Below are 20,852 nucleotides of genomic sequence, written 5' to 3'. Positions count from 1 at the left end.
CGGGTTGTTCTGATCGACAGTTGATCGTTGTAACAGCTTCGATCCCTTTTACTTTTGGTCTTCCAGCCCCAGCTCTTTAATCGAGATTTCGCGTATTTTGAATTTCTGAATTTTGCCGGTCACGGTCATCGGGAACTCATCCACGAACTTGAAGTAGCGCGGGATCTTGAAGTGGGTGATTTTGCCTTTGCAGTATTCGCGCAGGTCTTCCCCGGTAATTTCGCCCGCCGTGCTGTTGAGCTTCACCCAGGCAATCAGCTCTTCGCCGTACTTTTTATCTGGCACGCCGGTGACCTGTACTTCGGAAATCGCCGGGTGAGCGTACAAGAACTCTTCGATCTCTTTCGGGTAGACGTTTTCGCCGCCGCGAATCACCATGTCTTTGATGCGACCGACGATCTGGATGTAGCCCTCGTCATCCATGGTGGCCAAGTCGCCGGTGTGCATCCAGCCTGTCTCGTCGATGGCCTCAGCAGTGGCTTTGTCGTTGTTCCAATACTTCAGCATCACGCTGTAGCCACGGGTACACAGCTCGCCGATTTCGCCACGGGGTAGAATGCCGCCGTTGCCGGGGTCGACGATCTTGCTCTCCAGGTGGGGCTGGGTGCGGCCCACGGTGGAAACGCGCTTTTCAATGGTGTCGTTCGCGCCGGTTTGCGTAGAGACCGGGCTGGTTTCGGTCATGCCGTAGGCGATTTGCACGCCCTTCATGTTCATCTTGTTGATGACCTGCTTCATGATTTCAGCAGGGCAAATGGAGCCCGCCATAATGCCGGTGCGCAGCGTCGAAAAATCGGTGCTGGCGAAGTCAGGGTGCTCAAGTTCGGCAATAAACATAGTGGGCACGCCGTAGAGCGCGGTGGCTTTCTGCTCATGAACGGCTTTCAGCACTTTACCGGGGTCGAAGCCTTCATCTGGGTAGATCATCGCCGCGCCGTGGGTCACGCAGCCCAGGTTGCCCATTACCATGCCAAAGCAGTGGTAGAGCGGTACGGGAATCACCAAGCGGTCTTCGCTGGTAAAGCCCATGCTTTCGGCCACAAAAAAGCCGTTGTTAAGAATGTTGTGGTGAGAGAGCGTGGCCCCTTTGGGAAAGCCGGTGGTGCCAGAGGTGTACTGGATATTGATCGGATCATCGAACTGCAGCGTGGCCTGTAGGTCGTCCACGTCGGTTTGGCTCACCTTGTCGGCTTCGGCGATGAAATCTGCCCAGCGCCACATGCCGCTGTGCTTGTCGGCGCTTAAATTAATCACACACTCAAGGTCCGGCAGCTTTTGTGATGTTAGCTTGCCTTCCGCGCAGCTGTTGAGCTCTGGCGCCAGCTCGAACAGCATCGCCGTGTAGTCGGAGCTTTTGAATTGGTTGGCGGTGACTAAAAAGCGCGCGCCGGACTGGTTCAGCGCGTACTCCAGCTCGTGGGTTCGGTAAGAGGGATTGATGTTCACCAGGATCGCGCCAATTTTAGCGGTGGCAAACTGGGTCAACGTCCATTCGCTGCAGTTGGGTGCCCAAATGCCCACGCGGTCGCCTTTTTGTACACCAATCGCGAGCAGGGCGCGGGCGCAGCGGTTCACTTCCTGCTGAAGCTCGCGGTAGCTCCAGTGAATATTCTGGTGTAGCGCAATCAGCGCGTCGTTATCCGGATACTGGGCGGCAATTTGGTCGAATTTATCGCCAATGGTCATGCCCAACAGCGGCTTTTCTGCGGTGCTGCTGGTGTAGCTGGGCAAGGTTGCAGGTGATGCCATGGTGAGTCTCCGATGTCTTTTTCTTATCTGAACGGGAAGTGACGCATTTTTAATTATTAGGTTGTTTGGGTGGCGTTATGCTTTGCTGCTTTTGGCACACCCTTTGGCGAGTGCCACTTTGGCACTGGGTTTACGGCCAAGCTGCTGAGTGATCCAGTAGCCGGTATCGATCACTGCCTGCAGGTCGATGCCGGTATCGATACCCAGCCCTTCCAATAAATAGAGCACGTCTTCGGTGGCCACATTGCCCGATGCGCCCTTAGCGTAGGGGCAGCCACCCAGGCCTGCCGTGGCGGCATCGATCACGCTCACGCCTTCTTCCAGCACGGCGTACAGGTTGGCAATCGCCATGCCGTAAGTGTCGTGGAAGTGAGCGGCCAGTTTCTCAATCGGCACCTGTTGGCGAGTGGCTTCGATCATTCGCTTAGCGGCCAGCGGCGTACCCACGCCAATGGTGTCGCCCAGGGAAACTTCATAGCAGCCCATCTCATACAGCGCTTTGGCGACGTCAGCCACTTTATGGGGGGCAATGTCGCCCTCATAAGGGCAGCCCAGCACGCAGGAGACGTAGCCCCGCACCCGCACGCCTGCCTCGTTGGCGCGGGCAAGCACCGGCTCAAAGCGCGCCAGCGACTCGGCAATTGAGCAGTTGATGTTCTTCTGGGAGAACGCTTCCGATGCCGCACCGAATACCGCGACTTCCTCAACACCTGCCTCCAGGGCGCTTTCCAACCCCTTTAGGTTTGGCGTCAGCGCGGAATACACCACGCCGTGCTGGCGCTGAATGCCGCGCATCACCTCAGCGGCATCGCCCATTTGCGGCACCCACTTGGGCGAGACAAAGCTGGCTGCTTCGATATGGTGAATACCCGCATTCGCCAGCCGCTCGATCAGCTCGATTTTGGTGGCGGTGGGCACCAGGGTGCCCGGCTCGTTCTGCAGCCCGTCGCGGGGGGCCATTTCAAAGAGCTTGATAGACGAGGGCAGTGCCATGTTCGGCTCCTATTCACTGGGGGCAAAGTCGAGCAGTACATCGCCCTGGCCAACGGTATCGCCCGCCTGGAAGTGGAACGTCTCTACGCTGCCATCGGCGGGAGCGGTCATGGTGTGCTCCATTTTCATGGCTTCCATCACCATCAGCGGCATGCCTTTTTCAACCTGAGCGCCGGGCTCCACCAGCAGCGCCACTACCGTGCCGTTCATCGGAGCGGTGAGGGTGGATTCCGCTTCGTGGTGGCCGTGGTCGATGGCATCGATGCGCCGCCAGAACAGGCGGATTTCACCGCTGGGTTCGGCCATCACCACGACATGACCATCTTTATACGCCTGTAAGCGGCGGCGGTGACCGTTGAGTGTGACGGCCACGGCATCGCCTTCCAGCGGCTGTAGGCTGGCAGTCAGTGTGCTGTTGCCAATGGTGAGCTGCCACTGGGTATCCAAGGTGGCGCGCTTGCCCTCTACCACGACCACTGCGCTGTCATTATCCGCGGCTTGAGCGCTTGCCGGGTCACACAGCGCAATGCGAATGGTGTGCGGCGCGTTCAGTCGGAAACCATCGTGGCGGCCCCAAGGGGAGTCGCTTTCGCACTCCTGGGCTAATTGATGCAAGCCAATCAGCGCGGCGCTGGCATAGTCTTCTGTAGAAAACTGACGCGGAGCAAACAGGGTGGCTTCGTTGCGCTCGATAAAGCGGGTATCCAGCTCGACGTTCTTAAAGCCAGGGTGATTGGCTAAGCGCTGCAAGAAGGCGCGGTTGGTGACCACGCCCTGCACATCCAGCGCCGCCAGCGCCCGGTTGAGGGTGGCTAGCGCAGCGTCGCGGTCAACGCCATGCACAATCAGCTTGGCGAGCATCGGGTCGTAGTGCATCGACACCGTATCGCCGCTCTCCACGCCGCTATCCAATCGCACTTGATCAGCGCCTAGCCCTGCGCCTTCCAAGTCCAGCGCGAAGCGGGTGAGTAGGCCGGTGGCGGGAAGGAAGTCCTGCTCCGGGTCTTCGGCGTAAATGCGTGCTTCAAAGCTGTGGCCGGTAATGGTTAGCTCGTCCTGGCGGCAGGGCAGCGGCTCGCCCATAGCGACTCTTAGCTGCCACTCCACCAGGTCTTGACCGGTAATCATCTCGGTAACGGGATGCTCGACCTGCAGGCGGGTGTTCATCTCCATGAAATAGAAAGCGCCGTCCTGACCTGGTGAAGAGTCCAGCAGAAACTCCACCGTGCCCGCATCCACGTAGCCAATCTCCTGGGCGGCGCGAACGGCGGCATCGCCCATGGCGGCGCGCAGTTCAGGCGTCATGCCGGGGGCGGGGGCTTCTTCAATCACTTTTTGATGTCGGCGCTGCACGCTGCAGTCCCGCTCGAACAGATACACGCCGTTGCCGTAACGGTCGCAGAACACCTGTACTTCCACATGGCGGGGCTGTACTAGATACTTCTCGATCAGCATGCGGTCATCGCCAAACGCGGCTTTAGACTCCCGGCGGCAGCCGTCCAGCGCGGCCTGGAAGCCTTCACCGCTCTCTACCACGCGCATGCCTTTACCGCCGCCACCGGCGCTGGCTTTTAGCATGACGGGGTAGCCGATCTTATCGGCCTCGGAACGCAGCAGGGCATCGCCTTGGTCGTCGCCGTGGTAGCCGGGCACCAGCGGCACGCCCGCATTCGCCATACGCGCTTTGGCGGCAGACTTGTCGCCCATGGCGGCAATGGCGGAAGCGGGCGGGCCAACAAAAGTAATGCCCGCTTGCTCTAGCGCTTTAACAAAGGTGCCGTTTTCAGACAGAAAGCCATAGCCGGGGTGAATCGCGCCGGTGCCGGTGCGTTGGGCGGCCTCAATCACCGCGTCAACGCTTAAGTAGCTTTCCCGGGCGGCGGCAGGGCCGAGGCGCACGGCTTCATCGGCTTCACGTACGTGGCGGGCGGTGGCGTCGGCATCGGAATAAACCGCCACGGTTTTTAAGCCCATGCGGCGGGCGGTACGCATCACGCGGCAGGCAATCTCACCGCGGTTAGCCACCAGCAGGGTATCGAATTTGGTTGGGGTAAACGTCATGAGCGTGGCTCCGCAGTGTTGTTGTGTTCTTCGGGTGACGTCCAGGCGGGGCGACGCTTGTCAAAAAAGCTGGCGAGGCCCTCTTGGCCCTCTTGGCTCACCCGCAGCTTGGCAATCACTTGGCAGGTGTGCTCACGAGTAGCATCGGCATCTGGAGCTTGGGCCACGGTGGCTAATAGTGCCTTGGTAGCCCGCTGTGCCTGAGGGGAGCCTTTAACCAGCGTAGCGATCATGCTATCCACCGCGTTATCCAAGGCATCGTGCTCCACTACCTGATGGGCTAAACCCAGGCTGAGCGCGGTTGGCGCATCCATCACTTCGGCGGTCAGCGCGTAGCGGCGCATTTGGCGCTGGCCAAGGGCGCGCTGAACGTAAGGGCTAATCACCGCAGGCGACAGGCCAATATTGACTTCCGACAGGCAAAACTTGGCTTTTTCGGACGCCACGACGATATCGCAGCAGGCGGCTAAGCCCACCGCGCCACCAAACGCCGCCCCCTGTACGCGGCAGATGGTCGGGCAGGGCAGGGTATCCAGGCCGTGCATCAGCGCCGCAAGCTTGCGGGAATCCGCTAGGTTATCTTCCAGGTCGTAATCGACCATGCGCTTCATCCAGTTCAGGTCAGCACCTGCGGAGAAGCTTTTACCTTCAGAGCCGAGCACCACCACCCGCACGTCGCCTGCACTTGCCAAGTCGTGGAGCTTTTCCAGATGAGCATTGAGTTCGGCAATCAGGCTATCGTCAAAGGCGTTATGCACCTCTGGGCGGTTTAAGGTTAGGCGAGCGATACCCGCCTCGATGACTAATGTTGAGTAAGCCATGATGTTCGCCCCTTACATCCGGAACACGCCGAAGCGCGTCTCTTTGACTTCGGCATTCATCGCGGCGGCCAGTGACAGCCCCAGCACATCGCGGGTTTGCATCGGGTCGATCACGCCGTCATCCCACAGGCGGGCGCTGGCGTAGTAGGGGTGGCCCTGATGCTCGTACTGGTCGCGGGTGGGCTTTTTGAACGCTTCTTCGTCCTCTTTGCTCCATTCTTGGCCTTCGCGCTCGTACTGCTCGCGTTTTACCTGGGAAAGTACGCCCGCCGCCTGTTCGCCGCCCATCACCGAAATACGCGCGTTGGGCCACATAAACAGCAGGTTGGGGTCGTAAGCACGACCACACATACCGTAGTTACCCGCGCCGAAGCTGCCGCCAATCAGCACGGTGTATTTCGGCACGTTGGCGCAGGCCACGGCGGTGACGAGTTTGGCGCCGTGCTTGGCAATGCCTTCATGCTCGTACTTGGAGCCAACCATAAAGCCGGTGATGTTCTGCAGGAACACCAGCGGGATTTTGCGCTGGGCGCACAGCTCAATAAAGTGCGCACCTTTTACCGCGCTCTCAGAAAACAGCACGCCGTTATTCGCCACGATCCCCACCGGGTAGCCGTGAATATGGGCAAAGCCGGTCACCAGCGTGTCGCCGTAGTAGCGTTTGAACTCGTCAAAGTCGGAGCCATCGACGATGCGGCCAATGACTTCGCGCACGTCGTAGGGCTTTTTCAGGTCGGTGCCGACGATGCCATAAAGCTCTGAAGGGTCGAGCTTGGGCGGCCTAGGCGGCTGCATGGCCAGCTGGCCGCGCTTTTGCCAGTTCAGACGCGATACGCAGGCGCGGGCAAGCTGCAGCGCATGGGCGTCATTTTCGGCGTAGTGGTCGGCTACACCGCTCACTTTGGCGTGAACATCCGCACCGCCCAGGTCTTCCGCGCTGATGCTCTCCCCCGTGGCGGCTTTTACCAGTGGTGGGCCACCCAGGAAGATCGTGCCTTGCTCTTTAACAATGATGGACTCATCCGCCATGGCAGGCACATACGCACCCCCTGCGGTACAGGAGCCCATCACCACGGCGATCTGCGGAATGCCTTCAGCGGACATCGTGGCCTGGTTGTAGAAAATACGCCCGAAGTGGTCACGGTCAGGGAAGACTTCGTCCTGGCGGGGCAGGAAGGCACCGCCAGAATCCACCAAGTAGATGCACGGCAGGCGGTGCTTGCGGGCAATTTCCTGGGCACGCAGGTGCTTTTTCACCGTTAGCGGGAAATAGGTGCCGCCTTTTACCGTGGCGTCGTTGGCCACAATCACGCACTCAACGCCAGATACCCGACCAATCCCGGTGATCACGCCTGCGGCAGGTACCTCACTGTCGTAAACGTGATGCGCCGCCAGCGCGGAAAACTCCAGAAACGGCGAGCCTTCATCAATCAAATGGTCGATGCGGTCACGCACGTACAGCTTGCCACGGCTCTCATGGCGGGCGCGGGCTTTCTCACCGCCTCCTTCTGCAATGGCCGCAGTGAGTTCACGGAGTTTGTTGACTTCCCCCAGCATGGCGGCCTCGTTGGCCTGAAACACATCGCTGCGCGGGTTGATCTGTGTGGAGAGTGTGCTCATGGCGCGCCCCTGCTAATTTTTGTTAAAGGCTTTCGGTGAAAAGTTCGCGGCCAATCAGCATCCGGCGAATCTCGCTGGTGCCCGCGCCAATTTCGTAAAGCTTCGCGTCGCGCAGCAGGCGGCCGGTGGGGTACTCGTTGATATAACCGTTGCCGCCCAGTAGCTGGATGGCATCCAGCGCGACCTGGGTGGCTTTTTCAGCGCAGTAGAGGATGACGCCAGCGGCATCTTTACGAGAAGTTTGGCCACGGTCGCAGGCGGCCGCGACGGCGTATAAATAAGCGCGGCAGGCGTTTAGCGTGGTGTACATATCCGCCACCTTGCCCTGCACCAGTTGGAACTCACCGATGGATTGATTGAACTGCTTACGCTCATGGATGTAAGGAATGACGATGTCCATAGCGGCTTGCATGATGCCGATGGGGCCAGCGGCCAGAACGGTGCGCTCGTAATCCAGGCCGCTCATCAATACACGAACGCCTTTGCCTACTTCGCCCAGCACGTTCTCGGCGGGCACACGGCAATCCTGGAAGACCAGCTCGCAGGTGTTAGAGCCGCGCATGCCCAGCTTGTCGAGTTTCTGGGCGGTGGAGAAGCCCGGCATGCCTTTTTCGATAATAAACGCAGTGATGCCTTTGGAACCGGCATCCGGGTCGGTTTTGGCGTAAACCACCAGCACATCGGCATCGGGGCCGTTGGTGATCCACATTTTGTTGCCGTTGAGAATGTAGTGGTCGCCATCCTCTTTGGCGCGCAGCTGCATGGAGACCACATCGGAGCCAGCGCCGGGCTCTGACATCGCCAGCGCGCCCACGTGGTCGCCGCTCATCAGCTTGGGCAGGTATTTGGCTTTTTGCTCGGCGGAGGCGTTGATCTTGAGCTGGTTAACGCACAGGTTGGAGTGCGCGCCGTAGGAGAGCCCGACGGAAGCACTGGCCCGGGAGATCTCCTCCATGGCGATACAGTGGGCCAAGTAGCCCATACCGCTGCCGCCATCTTCTTCCGGTACGGTAATGCCCAGCAGGCCCATATCGCCGAATTTCTTCCACAGGTCGTTGGGAAACTCGTTGTTGTGATCGATCTCGGCGGCGCGTGGGGCAATCTCACTGGCGGCAAAGGCGTTGACCTGCTCACGCAGCATGTTCAGCTCATCGTCAAGACCGAAATTTAGTTCTGAATAGTGGGAAAACATGGTCAATCACCTTGTCGTTGTTAATCGGGTCGTTATGCGTTGGTGTTGTTTATTTCGCGGTGGCCGGATGTTTCTCGTTAAGCTCTTCAAGGGCTTGGCGGCAGCGAATCTCAGCGCTTTCAAGCTCCAACTGCACCATCGTGATGTCTTTCATCTGCTGCTCTAGCGCGGCTTTGCGTTCGCTGATTTTGCTCAGCATCAGGTGTAGCTGCTTTTCGCTGCCGCTGCGGGTCTCATCCCACAGCTCAAACAGCTCGCGGATTTCCGCCAGCGAAAACCCCAGGCGTTTGCCGCGCAGTGTCAGCTTTAGCCGTACGCGATCTTTACTGCTGTAAATACGTGTCTGGCCCCGGCGGGTGGGATGCAGTAGCTCCTGATCTTCATAAAAGCGGATGCTACGCGTGGTCACATCAAACTCGCTGGCCAGTTCGCTGATCGAGTAGGTTTTGCTCATGATCATTATTCTCGTCGATAGGGGAATGTCCCTATGGAACACTGACCATGAGGCTAAAACAAGTTTACGTTAACGTAAAGCTTAGATTGCAATGAGTGAGTTACCGTTGAATTTTAAAAAATAACTGATAAATAAAGACTTTTAAGCTTTAATTTGGTGCATCAGAGTGGTGCGTAGACCAAAGTTGTAATTGTAATACCCTGTGTGGGGTTGCTAGTTTGCACTTACACCTTACGTTCAGGTAAGGATGCGTTGCTGGCTAACGAGTTTCGCTTCCCACCGTACAAGAACAACAAGAGGCGTCCTACCTCATGCGTGCAGACGAAGTGACCAAGGGGCCAGTGCTCGAAACTCGAGGGCTGACCAAAGAGTTTCGCGGCTTTACCGCCGTGGATAACGTAAACCTCCAGGTGCAGGAGGGGCATATTCATGCCCTGATTGGCCCAAACGGTGCAGGTAAAACGACGGTCTTTAACCTGTTAACCAAGTTTTTGCCCCCTACGCGGGGCGAGATTCTCTATCGTGGCCAACCCATCACCAGCAAAAAATCCAACGAGATCGCCCAGCTTGGCTTAGTGCGTTCGTTTCAGATTTCAGCGGTATTTGCCCACATGACCGCACTGGAAAACGTGCGCGTAGCGCTTCAGCGCCAGCTGGGCACGTCGTTCCACTTCTGGAAATCGGAAAAAACGCTGGAACACCTCAACGACCGCGCCCTAGCGCTGCTCGATGAAGTGGGCCTGCGCGAATACGCCGATACGCTCACTGTGGAAATGCCCTATGGCCGCAAGCGCGCCTTAGAAGTGGCCACCACGCTGGCGCTGGACCCCAGCATGATGCTGCTAGACGAGCCGACCCAGGGCATGGGCGCGGAAGATGTTGACCGTATCGTGGCGCTGATCAAACGGGTTTCCCAAGGCCGCACGGTGTTGATGGTGGAGCACAACCTTAGCGTGGTCAGCCGCTTGTGTGACCGTATTACCGTATTGGCACGGGGTGCGGTACTGGCAGAAGGGGATTACGACACGGTTTCCCGCAACCCCTTAGTGCGCGAAGCCTATATGGGCAGCGAAGAGGCTGAGGAGGCTGCCGTATGAATACCGCAGAAGCATTCGAGAGCCAAGAAGCCCCAGAAAACCAGACCCTAGAGATGCTGCGAGTGCAAGACCTGCACGCCTTCTATGGCGAATCGCACATTCTGCATGGGGTGAATTTCGACGTGAAGCGTGGCGAGCTGGTGACTCTGCTGGGCCGTAACGGCGCGGGCCGCAGCACCACGCTAAAAGCGATTATGAATATGGTCGGGCGGCGCACTGGTTCGATTGTCATTAATGGCAATGAAACCCTGCGCATGAAGCCGCACCATATTCCCCGGTTAGGGATTGGCTACTGCCCGGAAGAGCGCGGTATTTTTGCGAGCTTAGATGTTCACGAAAACCTGCTGCTGCCACCCACTGTGCGTTCAGGCGGTATGAGCTTGGATGAAATCTACGGCATGTTCCCGAACCTCTACGAGCGTCGCAAAAGCCAGGGCACGCGGCTCTCCGGCGGCGAACAGCAGATGCTGGCCATGGCGCGCATTCTGCGTACCGGTGCGCGCTTGCTGCTGCTGGATGAAATCACCGAAGGCTTGGCGCCGGTCATCGTGCAAAAGCTGGGCGAGGTATTGGTGCAGCTAAAAGAGCGCGGCATGACCATCGTGCTGGTTGAGCAGAACTTCCGCTTTGCTGCCCCGCTGGCTGACCGCCACTTTGTGATGGATCACGGCCAAATTGTTGAGGAGATCACCGCCGAGCAGTTGCCTTCCCGGCGGGAACATTTAAACAGCATGCTGGGGGTATAAATCGCACACCATCTAAACTGTAAGCACGGCCTTAAAGAACAACAAACGCAACACTTACGTTTCATACACAAGCGCTCCACACACAAACGCTATAACTGAACGTCCGCATCATAAAAACAAAGGCCCTCAGGGCCAGGAGACGAACATGACCTATATGAAGAAGACGCTGGCCGCCAGCATCGCCGTTGCCGCTGCCTCCAGCATGGCGATCTCGACCGCCCACGCCGAGATCAGCGATGGTGAAGTGCGTATTGGCTACTTAGCCGATATGTCCGGCACCTACCGTGATTTGGCTGGCCCAGGTGGCCAAACTGCGATGGAAATGGCGGTGGCCGATTTTGGCGGCAGCGTGAACGGCTCACCCATTGTGATTTTCAGCGCCGATGACCGCAACAGTGCCGACGTGGGTGCCAACACCGTGCGCGAGTGGATCGACCAGCGTAACGTCGATATGGTTGGCGGCTTAGTGGCGTCGTCTGTGTCTATCGCCGTGACCAAAGTGTTGCAAGAGAACAACGGCCTGGGCATCGTCTCGGGCTCGGCGGCGTCTAGTATTACCAACGAACACTGTACTCCGAACCATATTCACTGGGTATATGACACCTATCCGCTGGCCAACGGCACCGCGAAGTCCGTCGTTGAGCAGGGCGGCGATAGCTGGTTCCTACTCACTGCGGATTACGCCTTCGGCCATGCACTGGAAGCCGACGTGACCAGTGTGGTAGAAGCCAATGGCGGTGAAATTGTCGGCGGCGTGCGTCACCCGTTCCCCACCAGTGACTTCTCCTCCTACATTCTTCAGGCGCAGGGTTCTGGAGCGAAAATTGTCGGCCTCGCCAATGCCGGTGCCGACACGGTCAACGCCATTACCACTGCCAGCCAGTTTGGTCTGACCCAAAGCGGCCAGCAATTAGCAGGTCTGCTGATCTTTCTCAACGACGTACACGCGCTGGGGCTAGAAGCCACCCAAGGGCTGCTGCTGACCACCGGCTGGTACTGGGACATGGATGAAGAGTCCCGCGCTTGGTCCGAGCGTTACTTTGAAGAAACAGGCCGTATGCCCACCATGGTGCAAGCCGGTATCTACTCCAGCACTATGCACTACCTGAAAGCCGTGGAAGCCGCTGGCACCGATGACCCCGAAACCGTGCGCGCGAAAATGGCCGAAGAGCCGATCAACGACTTCTTCGCCCGTAACGGCAGCATTCGTGAAGATGGCCGTATGATTTACGACATGTACCTAGCCCAGGTAAAAACGCCGGAAGAGTCTACCGGTGAGTGGGACCTCTACGAGATCCTTAGCACCATTCCCGCCGCAGAAGCCTACCGTCCGCTGTCTGAAAGCCAGTGCTCGCTGGTACAGAACTGATCTGCTGACGCGCTCCAGGCCCAGGCATCTGCTGCCTTGGCCTGGGGCCAAGCAAGCCGTAAAGGCGTGATGAAAGGCGTTTCTAACAATAAGCAACGCGCTGGGGCAGCCCTATAGGGCTGCCCGCTTAGCGGCGAGGAGAGTCATACCATGACGATGATATTCGGCGTGCCAATGGCCGTGTTCATGGGCCAGCTAACGCTTGGGCTTGTGAACGGTGCCTTTTACGCACTGCTTAGTTTGGGCCTGGCGGTCATCTTCGGCCTACTGAAGATCGTCAACTTTGCCCATGGGGCGCAGTACATGCTGGGAGCCTTCGCCGCGCTGCTAGGCTTTCGCTACCTGGGCATTAACTATTGGCTAGCACTGATTTTGGTCCCGCTGGTAGTGGGTGGTTGCGGCATGCTGATGGAGCGCTTTCTGCTGCGTCGCATTGCCCACCTGGACCACCTTTACGGGCTACTGCTGACCTTCGGGTTGGCGCTGATTTTCGAAGGCACTTTGATTAACTTGTTCGGCGTTTCTGGGGCGCGTTACGAAACGCCTGCCATTCTACAGGGCGGGCTGAACCTGGGCTTTATGTTCCTGCCCACCTACCGTGCTTGGGTGCTGGTAGCGGCGCTGGCCATGTGTCTATTCACCTGGTTCATGATTGAGCGTACCCGCTTGGGTGCCTACCTGCGCGCCGGTACAGAAAACTCCCAACTGATGCAGGCGTTCGGTGTGAACGTACCGCTGCTGATTACCCTAACCTACGGGTTTGGGGTTGGGCTTGCCGCCTTTGCAGGCGTGCTGGCGGCACCGCTGTACCCGGTATCGCCCACTATGGGCTCAAGCCTATTGATTGTGGTGTTTGCGGTGGTCGTTATCGGCGGTATGGGCTCCATTTTAGGCGCCATTTTAACCGGCTTAGGCATGGGCATTATTGAAGGGTTAACCAAGGTGTACTACCCGGAAGCCTCTAATACCGTGATCTTTCTAGTGATGATCCTGGTACTCATGCTACGCCCCGCTGGGCTGTTCGGTAAGGAGGCATAACCATGACAACAACGCATACCACCTCGGCAACCCAGTTGCCCTCCGTGGTGCAGGAGCGTCAACGGCGCGCCAAGCTACGCCGCAATATGTTCTACCTTGTGCTGCTGGCGATGGGGTTAGTTGCTCCCTTTGTGGCGTACCCCGTCTTCTTGATGAAGATTCTCTGTTTTGCGCTGTTTGCCTGCGCTTTCAACCTACTGTTGGGCTACGCCGGGCTGCTCTCATTTGGCCATGCGGCCTTCCTAGCCACCGGCGGCTATGTGACCGGCTACTTGCTGGCCAGCTACCCAGGCTTAACGCCAGAGCTAGGCATTCTTGCGGGTACGTTAATGGCAACGCTGCTAGGCGTATTGTTTGGCGTGCTCTCTATTCGCCGCCAGGGCATTTACTTCGCCATGGTCACACTGGCGCTGGCACAGCTGATGTTCTTCGTGTTCGTGCAGTCGTCGTTCACCGGTGGGGAGGATGGCCTGCACGGTGTGCCGAGAGGGCACCTGTTTGGCGTGATCGATTTGAGCAGCAACTTGGCGATGTACTACTTCGTCTTCGCCGTGTTCGTGTTTGGCTTCGCGGTGATTCAGCGCACGGTTCATTCACCCTTTGGGCAAGTGCTGAAAGCCATTCGCGAGAACGAGCCCCGGGCCGTGTCGCTGGGCTACAACGTCGATGCCTACAAGCTGTTGGCTTTCGTTCTCTCGGCGGCGCTAGCAGGTTTGGCAGGTTCCACTAAAACCGTGGTGTTCCAGCTGGCCTCGCTCACCGATGCCCACTGGCATATGTCGGGTGAGGTGATTTTGATGACGCTGCTGGGCGGTGTAGGCACGCTGCTTGGCCCGCTGATGGGGGCGGGGCTAGTGGTTAGCCTGCAGCATCTGCTGGCGCAGTCGCCGTTGGGGAACTGGGTAAGCGTGATTCTGGGCATCATCTTTGTGGTGTGCGTGCTGAGCTTCCGTAGCGGCATCATCGGCGAGCTGGCCAAAATGTACCGTAAAAACTTTAAGTGATGGATTCCCGTTAACCGCGTCTGTCCGTGGATTGGGTGCCTTCGGGCACCCTTTTTTCTGCTTGTGAAATAAGGCCGTAAGCCCATTTCTACGCCAAAGGTCGTGGGGGATTTGGTTGCGCAAGGTAGGGTAAGAATATAAGTTAACGTAAACGTCAACATTGCTAATAATGACAACAGCTAATGCGTGACTTGCCTGCCGCCTGCCTAGGCGCGGTGCATCCACGCACTGTGGAGATACGCCATGAATTTTGAGCTAAGTGAAGACCAAGTCGCTTTTTCCGATATGGCCCGGGCGTTCGCCCAGAACGAGCTGGAGCCCCGCGCCGCCGAGTGGGACGCAGAATCTTTTTTCCCCGTCGATGTGATTCGTAAAGCAGGGGAGTTGGGCTTCTGTTCGCTCTACGCCCCGGAAAGTGTCGGCGGACTGGGCCTTTCCCGGCTCGATGCCAGCATTATTTTTGAACAGCTCTCGATGGGCTGCACCTCCACCACCGCGTACCTCACCATCCACAACATGGTGACCTGGATGCTGGCGGACTTCGGCACACCGGACGCCGTGGCGCAGTGGGGCGAAAAGCTGGCGACCGGCGAGCTATTGGGCTCTTACTGCTTAACCGAACCCAACGCAGGCTCCGACGCGGCCTCGCTGAAAACCACCGCCAAGCGTGATGGCGAGCACTACGTGCTGAACGGCAGCAAGATGTTTATTTCCGGCGCGGGTAGCACCGATTTCCTGGTGGTGATGGCGCGCACCGGCGGCGAAGGCCCCAGCGGCGTTTCCGCCTTCGCGGTGGATGCCAAGAGCGAGGGCATCAGTTACGGCCGCAAAGAGGAAAAAATGGGTTGGAATAGCCAGCCCACCCGCATGATCACCTTTGAAGACGTGCGCGTACCCGCTAACCACCTGCTGGGCAACGAGGGCGACGGTTTCAAAATCGCCATGAAGGGCCTGGACGGCGGGCGCATCAATATTGCGACGTGTTCGATCGGCACCGCTCAGCAGGCGCTCAATAAAGCCCGCGAGTATATGCTAGAGCGCAAGCAGTTCGGCAAGCGCCTGGCCGAGTTCCAAGCGCTGCAGTTCCGCCTAGCCGATATGGTGACCGAGCTGGTGGCCGCCCGCCAACTGGTACGCATGGCCGCCACCAAGCTGGATGCGGGCCACCCGGATGCCACCACCTACTGTGCGATGGCCAAGCGGTTCGCTACCGATGTGGGTTTCAAGGTGTGCGATGAAGCGCTGCAGCTTTACGGTGGCAATGGCTACATTAAGGAGTACCCGATGGAGCGCTACGTGCGCGATACCCGCGTGCACCGTATTCTGGAAGGCACCAACGAGATTATGCGGCTGATTATTTCCCGCCGCGTACTGGCCGACGGTGCCGCTGAGCTATAGCTGCCAGGGCACATATCACCAAGCCCCGAGCATATAAGGACAAACCATGAGTTGCGTACTATTTGAAGAGCACACCACCCAAGATGGCCATGTGATTGGCGCGATTACCCTGAACGCCGAGCGCTCTTTAAATGCGCTCACGCTGGAAATGATCGAAGAGATCCTGCCGCGCTTAAACCAGTGGCAAAGCGACGAGCGGGTCGTAGCCGTGCTGCTGGATAGCGCAGGCGAAAAAGCCTTCTGCGCCGGTGGCGATGTGGTCAACCTCTACAAAGCCATTCAAGGTGAAGGTGCCGCGGACTTCCCCGAGCGCTTCTTCGAGAACGAGTACCGCCTGGATTACCAGCTGCACACCTTCCCCAAACCGGTGATCTGCTGGGGCAACGGCATCGTGATGGGCGGCGGCATGGGCCTGTTAAGCGGCAGTAGCCACCGCATCGTCACGGAAACCTCCCGGTTGGCTATGCCAGAAGTCACCATTGGGTTGTACCCGGATGTGGGCGCGAGCTGGTTCCTTAACCGCCTACCGGGCGGCGCTGGGCGGTTTCTGGCCATGACCGGTGGGCAAATTAATGCCCCGGACGCGGTTCACCTGGGTCTTGCCGACCGCGCCATTGCCAGCCACTACCGCGACGAGCTGGCCGAAAAGCTGCTAGCAGCCAGCTGGGGCGAAGGCGAACACACCGACGCCCACGGCGTAGTGAATCACGTACTGCGCGAGCTGGAGCAGGCCTCCCAAGAGGTGTTCGCGGAGATGGAAGCGCCAGTTTACAAGTCGTCTTCTTTAATTCGTGAGCTGATGGACCACGACACCGTCGAGCAGATGGTCGAGGCTGTGCTGGCGGTCGAGACCGACGACAAGTGGTTCAGCAAAGCGCAAAAAACCTTGGCCCACGGCAGCCCCGTTTCGGTCAAGTTGATTCACGAGCAGCTCGCCCGCGCCAAGCATATGTCGTTGGCGGAAGTGTTTCAGTTTGAGCTTTCGCTCTCTGTGCAGTGCTGCCGCCACCGGGAGTTCCCCGAAGGCGTACGCGCACTGCTGGTGGATAAAGACGGCCAGCCAAGCTGGACCTACCCCGACGTGGCCTCGGTCGAGCCCTCCTTTATAGACGAACTGCTGGCACCCGCATGGGACACCAACCCGCTGGCAGACCTCAAATAACGCACACTCATTCACCGCAAATGACACGCTAATAAGGACAAAAAGATGACTACCGTTGCGTTTATTGGTTTAGGCAATATGGGCGGCCCCATGGCCGCCAATCTGGCGAAAGCAGGCTTTAACGTGCGCGCTTTTGACCTTTCCGCCCAAGCGCTGGAAACCGCTAAATCTCAAGGCTGCGAGATTGCCGCCACCGCTTCGGAAGCGGCCACCGATGCCGACTTCGTCATCTCCATGCTGCCCGCAGGCAAGCACGTGCGCGGGTTGTACGTGGATGGCGACGCGCCGCTGTTCGAGGTGATCAAACCCAGCGCGCTGGTGATTGATTGCTCCACCATTGATGCCGATACCGCCCGCCAAGTAGCCGCTGCTGGCGCTGAAAAGGGCATTGGCTTTGTAGATGCACCGGTTTCCGGTGGGGTAGGCGGTGCCCAAGCGGGCACGCTGACCTTTATCGTCGGCGGCTCGGAGGCTCAGTTCGCCCAGGCGCAGCCAGTGCTGCAAGCCATGGGTAAAAACATCTTCCACGCCGGTGACCACGGCGCAGGGCAGGTAGCCAAAGTGTGCAACAACATGCTGCTCTCGATTCTGATGGCGGGCACCTGCGAAGCGATCAATATGGGCGTCAAAAACGGCCTAGACCCCGCCGTGCTGTCGGAAATCATGAAGCAAAGCTCCGGCGGCAACTGGGCGCTGAACGTCTACAACCCCTACCCAGGGGTGATGGAAAACGCCCCCGCCTCGAAAGGCTACCAGGGCGGCTTCCAGGTGGATCTAATGATCAAAGACTTAGGCCTCGCCATGGACGTGAGCCAGCAAAGCGCATCCCCCGTGCCCATGGGCTCCGCCGCCCGTTCGTTGTTCACCCTGCACAAAGCAGGCGGCAACGGCAAACTCGACTTCTCCAGCCTGCTCAAGCTGTATCAGGATAAGAGTGAGTAGTGAGTGGTAAGTGGTAAATCGTGAGGGGGTGGCGTAGCGCGTGGTAACGAGCAGCGCGAGGCACCCGCGAAGGGCGGCAACGCCGCCCTGGTCGCGCCACAAAACTAACCAACAACAAGGATTGCCATGATTACGCTTTGGGGCCGCAACAACTCCACCAACGTTAAAAAAGTGCTCTGGGCACTGGAAGAACTGGAACTACCGTTCGAGCAGGTCATGGCAGGCCTGCAACACGGCGTAAACGACACGCCAGAATACCTCGCCATGAACCCCAACGGCTTGGTGCCGCTGCTTAAAGATGACGCCACCCAAAGCGTGCTGTGGGAGTCCAACACCATCATCCGCTACCTAGCGGCGCAGTACGGCCCCAACCATTTATGGATTGAAAGCCCTGCCAAACGGGCGCAAATGGAAAAGTGGATGGACTGGTCCACCAGCCTGCTAACCCCCGCCCACCGCACCATTTTGATGGGCTATGTACGCACCCCGCCGGAGCAGCGCGATAGCACACTGCTAGACCCCGCCATCGCCACCTGCGAAAAACTCTTCGCCCAGCTAGACGCCGCGTTAAGCCAGCAGTCCTGGTTCTCTGGTGATGAATTCGGCCTTGCCGATATCGCCATCGCCCCGTTCACCTACAATCTCTTAAACAGCGGCCTTACTTGGCAGCCCCGCCCGCTTCTACAGCGCTGGGTAGAGCAGCTCGCCGAACGCCCCGCCTACCGCAAAATAGTGATGATTCCCGTCACCTAAAAATTCATTTTGAGCTTGGCGTGTATCTTCGTCGTTGAACAGGGGTAATCATCCCGTAGCACGGCGTAACGAGCCACGCGAGGCACCCTCGAAGGGTGGCAAAGCCGCCACTGGGCTGTTATCGACATACTCAACCTACCCATCGGGCGTTATAACAATACTCAACTTTAGTGCTTGTGGGAGCGCCTGTGGGAGGTCGCTTCAGCGCGCGACGATCCAGCCACCCAAGCCTGCCTAAAACCCCGCTTCCAACAACGTCAGTTCCTGATCTAGCCCCTTCAATACTTCACACCCCAACCCATGCCGCTCAGCGCTCTCAATCAAAGGCCCTAAAATCGCCCTACGCTCGGTAGGCCGCTTCGCCTCTACATCCTGCAGCATCGAGGCTTTATTATTCGCGGTGTTCTCCACCACTTGCCACACCAGCGCCAACCAGGCGGCTTCACCCTCGCCACCGTTCGGCGGCACAACGCCTTCCTTCGCTAAAATCGCAGCCACTTCCTTCACCACGGCAACCACACGGCCCGAGTAGGCATTACCACGAAGTTCCCCATTGCGCACGCCATGCAACGCCGCCAGGGGGTTAATCGCCGCGTTGACCGCTAGCTTCTGCCACAGGCGGCTACGAATATCGCCCACTGCCGTAGCGGGAAACCCAGCCTCACTCAACAGCGCCGCTAAGAATTCCGCTAACCCTGGGTGCTGGTTATCCAAATCCCCGATAAACGTTGGCCCACGGCCTGCGTGTACCACGCCATCATCCCCGGTTAAGTACGCCCCCTGAGTCGTGGTAGCGCACAGCACCGGCCCAGGCCACGTTTGGGTAATGCCCGGCTGGGTATAAAAACCGTTCTGCCACAGCACCAGCGGGGTAGAGGGGGGCAGCAGGCTGGCAATACTCGAAAGCGCCGCCTCGGCAGCCATCGCTTTGGTAGTGATATGCACAAACGCAGGCGGCTTAGGGGCATTAGCCACCAACTGTTTAGCGGCGAGTGAGGTTAAGTACTGATCACGCGCTTCGCCTTCTGGCGTGGTGAGCACCTGCCGCGTAGGCAATTCACGGCGGCCAATCACCGCCACCTCCACAAACGGGGCCAGCGAGTGCGCCAATAAACGGCCAATGGCCCCAGGGCCAAGCATCCAGTGGGTTGTCATGGGTAAAGTATCTTCAGCAGCGGGAGTGCCGCCAAGCTTACCGTGTTCGGTGTGGGGAGGCTAAGCTAAGGGAAGCGCTGCACGCATCCCGCCACAGCTGTCATCTGCCCTGCCAGCCGGCTAATCCGGCTGGCAGGGGAAACAGACCACCTTCGCTGGTCAGAAAGCGACCGCTGATGCAGTGAAAGTGCCATTATGAGCGTTTCAGCCGCTTAGAGACGAATTGATCAGCGGTTCCTGAAGGTAAGCTTTTTTGTAACTTTATGTTTCGCAATTTGCTTCCAATTGCTCAATCATTTTGCGGGCAGCATTAGAGAGCGTGCGGTTGTTATGTACTAGATAGCCCAACGGACGATGGATGGTAGCGGTGTCTACGGGTAGCGCTACTAGCTCGCTGTCGAGCATTTTTTCGGGTAACAGGCTCCACCCTAAACCAACGCCACACATCATTTTGAGCGTTTCAAGGTAGTTGGTGGACATGCTCACGGGCAGGTTAAGACCTGCTTCTTCAAAGCGCTGGCCAATCAGCGTGCGGGTAAAGGTTTTGGCTCCCGGCAATATGCAGTTCACTTCACACAGTTCCGCCAAGCTCAGGGGCTTGTCATCAGCACGGCTGCGTTGGGCCAGCGGGTGGTCTTTGGCGCAGACAAAACACAGCCGGTCTCGCCAAAGCTCGACTACCTGCAGTTGTTCAACGGGGTGAGGGGCGAGCGTCACAATGGCCATTTCCAGCGTGCCATCCATTACGCCCTGGTAGGCCAGTTCGGAATCTAAAAAGTGCAGGTCTAACGCGACTTCTGGGTGGCGCTGGGTGTACTGCTTTAATAGCGGCGGCAGCCGGTGCAAACCAATATGGTGGCTGGTGGCGAGCGTCAGTTTGCCGCCCACTTGGCCAGAGAGATTCGCCAGCGCGCGGCGGCTGTCTTCCACGGTAAATAGAATGCGCTGAGCTTTGGGTAGCAGCACGTTACCCGCCTCGGTGAGTGCGATGCGCCGTCCAATGCGGTCGAAGAGCCGCGTGCCCAGCAGGTCTTCCAGTGTGGCGATGCGCTTGCTGACGGCGGGCTGCGTGAGATGGAGCTGCTCGGCAGCGCGGGAGAAGCTCTGGGTTTCCGCCACGGCGAGAAAGGCTTGCAGGCTTTGGGTATCCACGGGCGGCTCCCTGGTTGCTATTCCTATTTGGAATCTAAAGTATGAATAACATGAATTGCTTTTATGCACGAGTCGCGTAACACTCCTGTTCATCGCAATTTAAGCAGCACGCAGAGGCTGCCATACCGAACTAGCAGGGCACTGCC

The 20,852-nt window shown here is 58.3% G+C and carries 18 protein-coding genes; 9 read left to right on the top strand and 9 right to left on the bottom strand.

Annotated elements, in window-relative coordinates; translation table 11 throughout:
* Positions 1-48 precede the first annotated feature (48 nt).
* From BMY49_RS00940 to BMY49_RS00910, 7 genes are all read right to left on the bottom strand, one after another.
* Positions 49-1,749 carry an AMP-binding protein gene (locus tag BMY49_RS00940; protein WP_062361123.1) on the bottom strand — a complete coding sequence of 567 codons (1,701 nt, stop codon included), beginning with the start codon at positions 1,747-1,749 and terminating at the stop codon, positions 49-51.
* A 75-nt stretch (positions 1,750-1,824) separates the two neighbouring features.
* The gene (locus tag BMY49_RS00935; protein ID WP_074210502.1) at positions 1,825-2,742 is read right to left on the bottom strand and encodes a hydroxymethylglutaryl-CoA lyase; all 918 of its coding nucleotides are present in this window, start codon (positions 2,740-2,742) and stop codon (positions 1,825-1,827) included.
* Between the two features lie 9 nt (positions 2,743-2,751).
* Positions 2,752-4,803: an acetyl/propionyl/methylcrotonyl-CoA carboxylase subunit alpha gene (locus BMY49_RS00930; protein ID WP_074210503.1), complete on the bottom strand. Its 2,052-nt coding sequence runs from the start codon at positions 4,801-4,803 to the stop codon at positions 2,752-2,754.
* Complete coding sequence (locus tag BMY49_RS00925; protein WP_074210504.1) at positions 4,800-5,624, bottom strand: enoyl-CoA hydratase/isomerase family protein; 825 nt, start codon at positions 5,622-5,624, stop codon at positions 4,800-4,802. The genes BMY49_RS00930 and BMY49_RS00925 overlap by 4 nt, the downstream gene beginning before the upstream one ends.
* 12 nt (positions 5,625-5,636) lie before the next feature.
* The gene (locus BMY49_RS00920) at positions 5,637-7,244 is read right to left on the bottom strand and encodes a carboxyl transferase domain-containing protein (protein ID WP_074210505.1); all 1,608 of its coding nucleotides are present in this window, start codon (positions 7,242-7,244) and stop codon (positions 5,637-5,639) included.
* Positions 7,245-7,266: 22 nt separating this feature from the next.
* Positions 7,267-8,436, bottom strand: coding sequence for an isovaleryl-CoA dehydrogenase (locus BMY49_RS00915; protein ID WP_054640826.1), 1,170 nt, complete (start codon positions 8,434-8,436; stop codon positions 7,267-7,269).
* A gap of 49 nt (positions 8,437-8,485) precedes the next feature.
* Positions 8,486-8,890, bottom strand: a complete 405-nt coding sequence (locus BMY49_RS00910) for a MerR family transcriptional regulator (RefSeq protein WP_054640827.1) — start codon at positions 8,888-8,890, stop codon at positions 8,486-8,488.
* Between the two features lie 311 nt (positions 8,891-9,201).
* Here BMY49_RS00910 and BMY49_RS00905 point away from each other — a divergent pair, with 311 nt between their 5' ends.
* From BMY49_RS00905 to BMY49_RS00865, 9 genes are all read left to right on the top strand, one after another.
* Positions 9,202-9,987: an ABC transporter ATP-binding protein gene (locus BMY49_RS00905; RefSeq protein WP_089674548.1), complete on the top strand. Its 786-nt coding sequence runs from the start codon at positions 9,202-9,204 to the stop codon at positions 9,985-9,987.
* A complete protein-coding gene (locus tag BMY49_RS00900) occupies positions 9,984-10,733 on the top strand; it encodes an ABC transporter ATP-binding protein (protein ID WP_054640828.1) in 750 nt (249 codons plus the stop codon). The genes BMY49_RS00905 and BMY49_RS00900 overlap by 4 nt, the downstream gene beginning before the upstream one ends.
* A gap of 145 nt (positions 10,734-10,878) precedes the next feature.
* Entirely contained in the window at positions 10,879-12,102 is a 1,224-nt protein-coding gene (locus BMY49_RS00895) for an ABC transporter substrate-binding protein (protein ID WP_089674547.1), read from the top strand.
* 150 nt (positions 12,103-12,252) lie between these two features.
* Positions 12,253-13,140 (top strand): branched-chain amino acid ABC transporter permease, encoded by an 888-nt coding sequence (locus BMY49_RS00890; protein WP_044628348.1) that lies wholly within the window; start codon positions 12,253-12,255, stop codon positions 13,138-13,140.
* Between the two features lie 2 nt (positions 13,141-13,142).
* A complete protein-coding gene (locus BMY49_RS00885; protein ID WP_044628347.1) occupies positions 13,143-14,144 on the top strand; it encodes a branched-chain amino acid ABC transporter permease in 1,002 nt (333 codons plus the stop codon).
* Between the two features lie 243 nt (positions 14,145-14,387).
* Positions 14,388-15,542, top strand: a complete 1,155-nt coding sequence (locus BMY49_RS00880; protein WP_089674545.1) for an acyl-CoA dehydrogenase family protein — start codon at positions 14,388-14,390, stop codon at positions 15,540-15,542.
* Positions 15,543-15,588: 46 nt separating this feature from the next.
* Positions 15,589-16,704 carry an enoyl-CoA hydratase/isomerase family protein gene (locus BMY49_RS00875; RefSeq protein WP_089674543.1) on the top strand — a complete coding sequence of 372 codons (1,116 nt, stop codon included), beginning with the start codon at positions 15,589-15,591 and terminating at the stop codon, positions 16,702-16,704.
* A 45-nt stretch (positions 16,705-16,749) separates the two neighbouring features.
* On the top strand, positions 16,750-17,646 hold the full coding sequence (mmsB, locus tag BMY49_RS00870) for a 3-hydroxyisobutyrate dehydrogenase (RefSeq protein ID WP_089674542.1): 897 nt from the start codon (positions 16,750-16,752) through the stop codon (positions 17,644-17,646).
* A gap of 126 nt (positions 17,647-17,772) precedes the next feature.
* Positions 17,773-18,399: a glutathione S-transferase family protein gene (locus tag BMY49_RS00865; RefSeq protein WP_089674539.1), complete on the top strand. Its 627-nt coding sequence runs from the start codon at positions 17,773-17,775 to the stop codon at positions 18,397-18,399.
* Between the two features lie 234 nt (positions 18,400-18,633).
* Here the strand turns inward: BMY49_RS00865 and BMY49_RS00860 are convergent, their stop codons facing one another.
* On the bottom strand, positions 18,634-19,554 hold the full coding sequence (locus BMY49_RS00860; RefSeq protein WP_089674537.1) for a ketopantoate reductase family protein: 921 nt from the start codon (positions 19,552-19,554) through the stop codon (positions 18,634-18,636).
* A gap of 261 nt (positions 19,555-19,815) precedes the next feature.
* Positions 19,816-20,706 (bottom strand): LysR family transcriptional regulator, encoded by an 891-nt coding sequence (locus BMY49_RS00855; RefSeq protein ID WP_089674535.1) that lies wholly within the window; start codon positions 20,704-20,706, stop codon positions 19,816-19,818.
* Positions 20,707-20,852 lie beyond the last annotated feature (146 nt).

It is taken from the genome of Vreelandella aquamarina, assembly GCF_900110265.1.
Classification (GTDB): Bacteria; Pseudomonadota; Gammaproteobacteria; order Pseudomonadales; family Halomonadaceae; genus Vreelandella; species Vreelandella aquamarina.
Note: the sequence above shows the minus strand (reverse complement) of the source record. Positions and strands in the feature narration are given on the sequence as shown.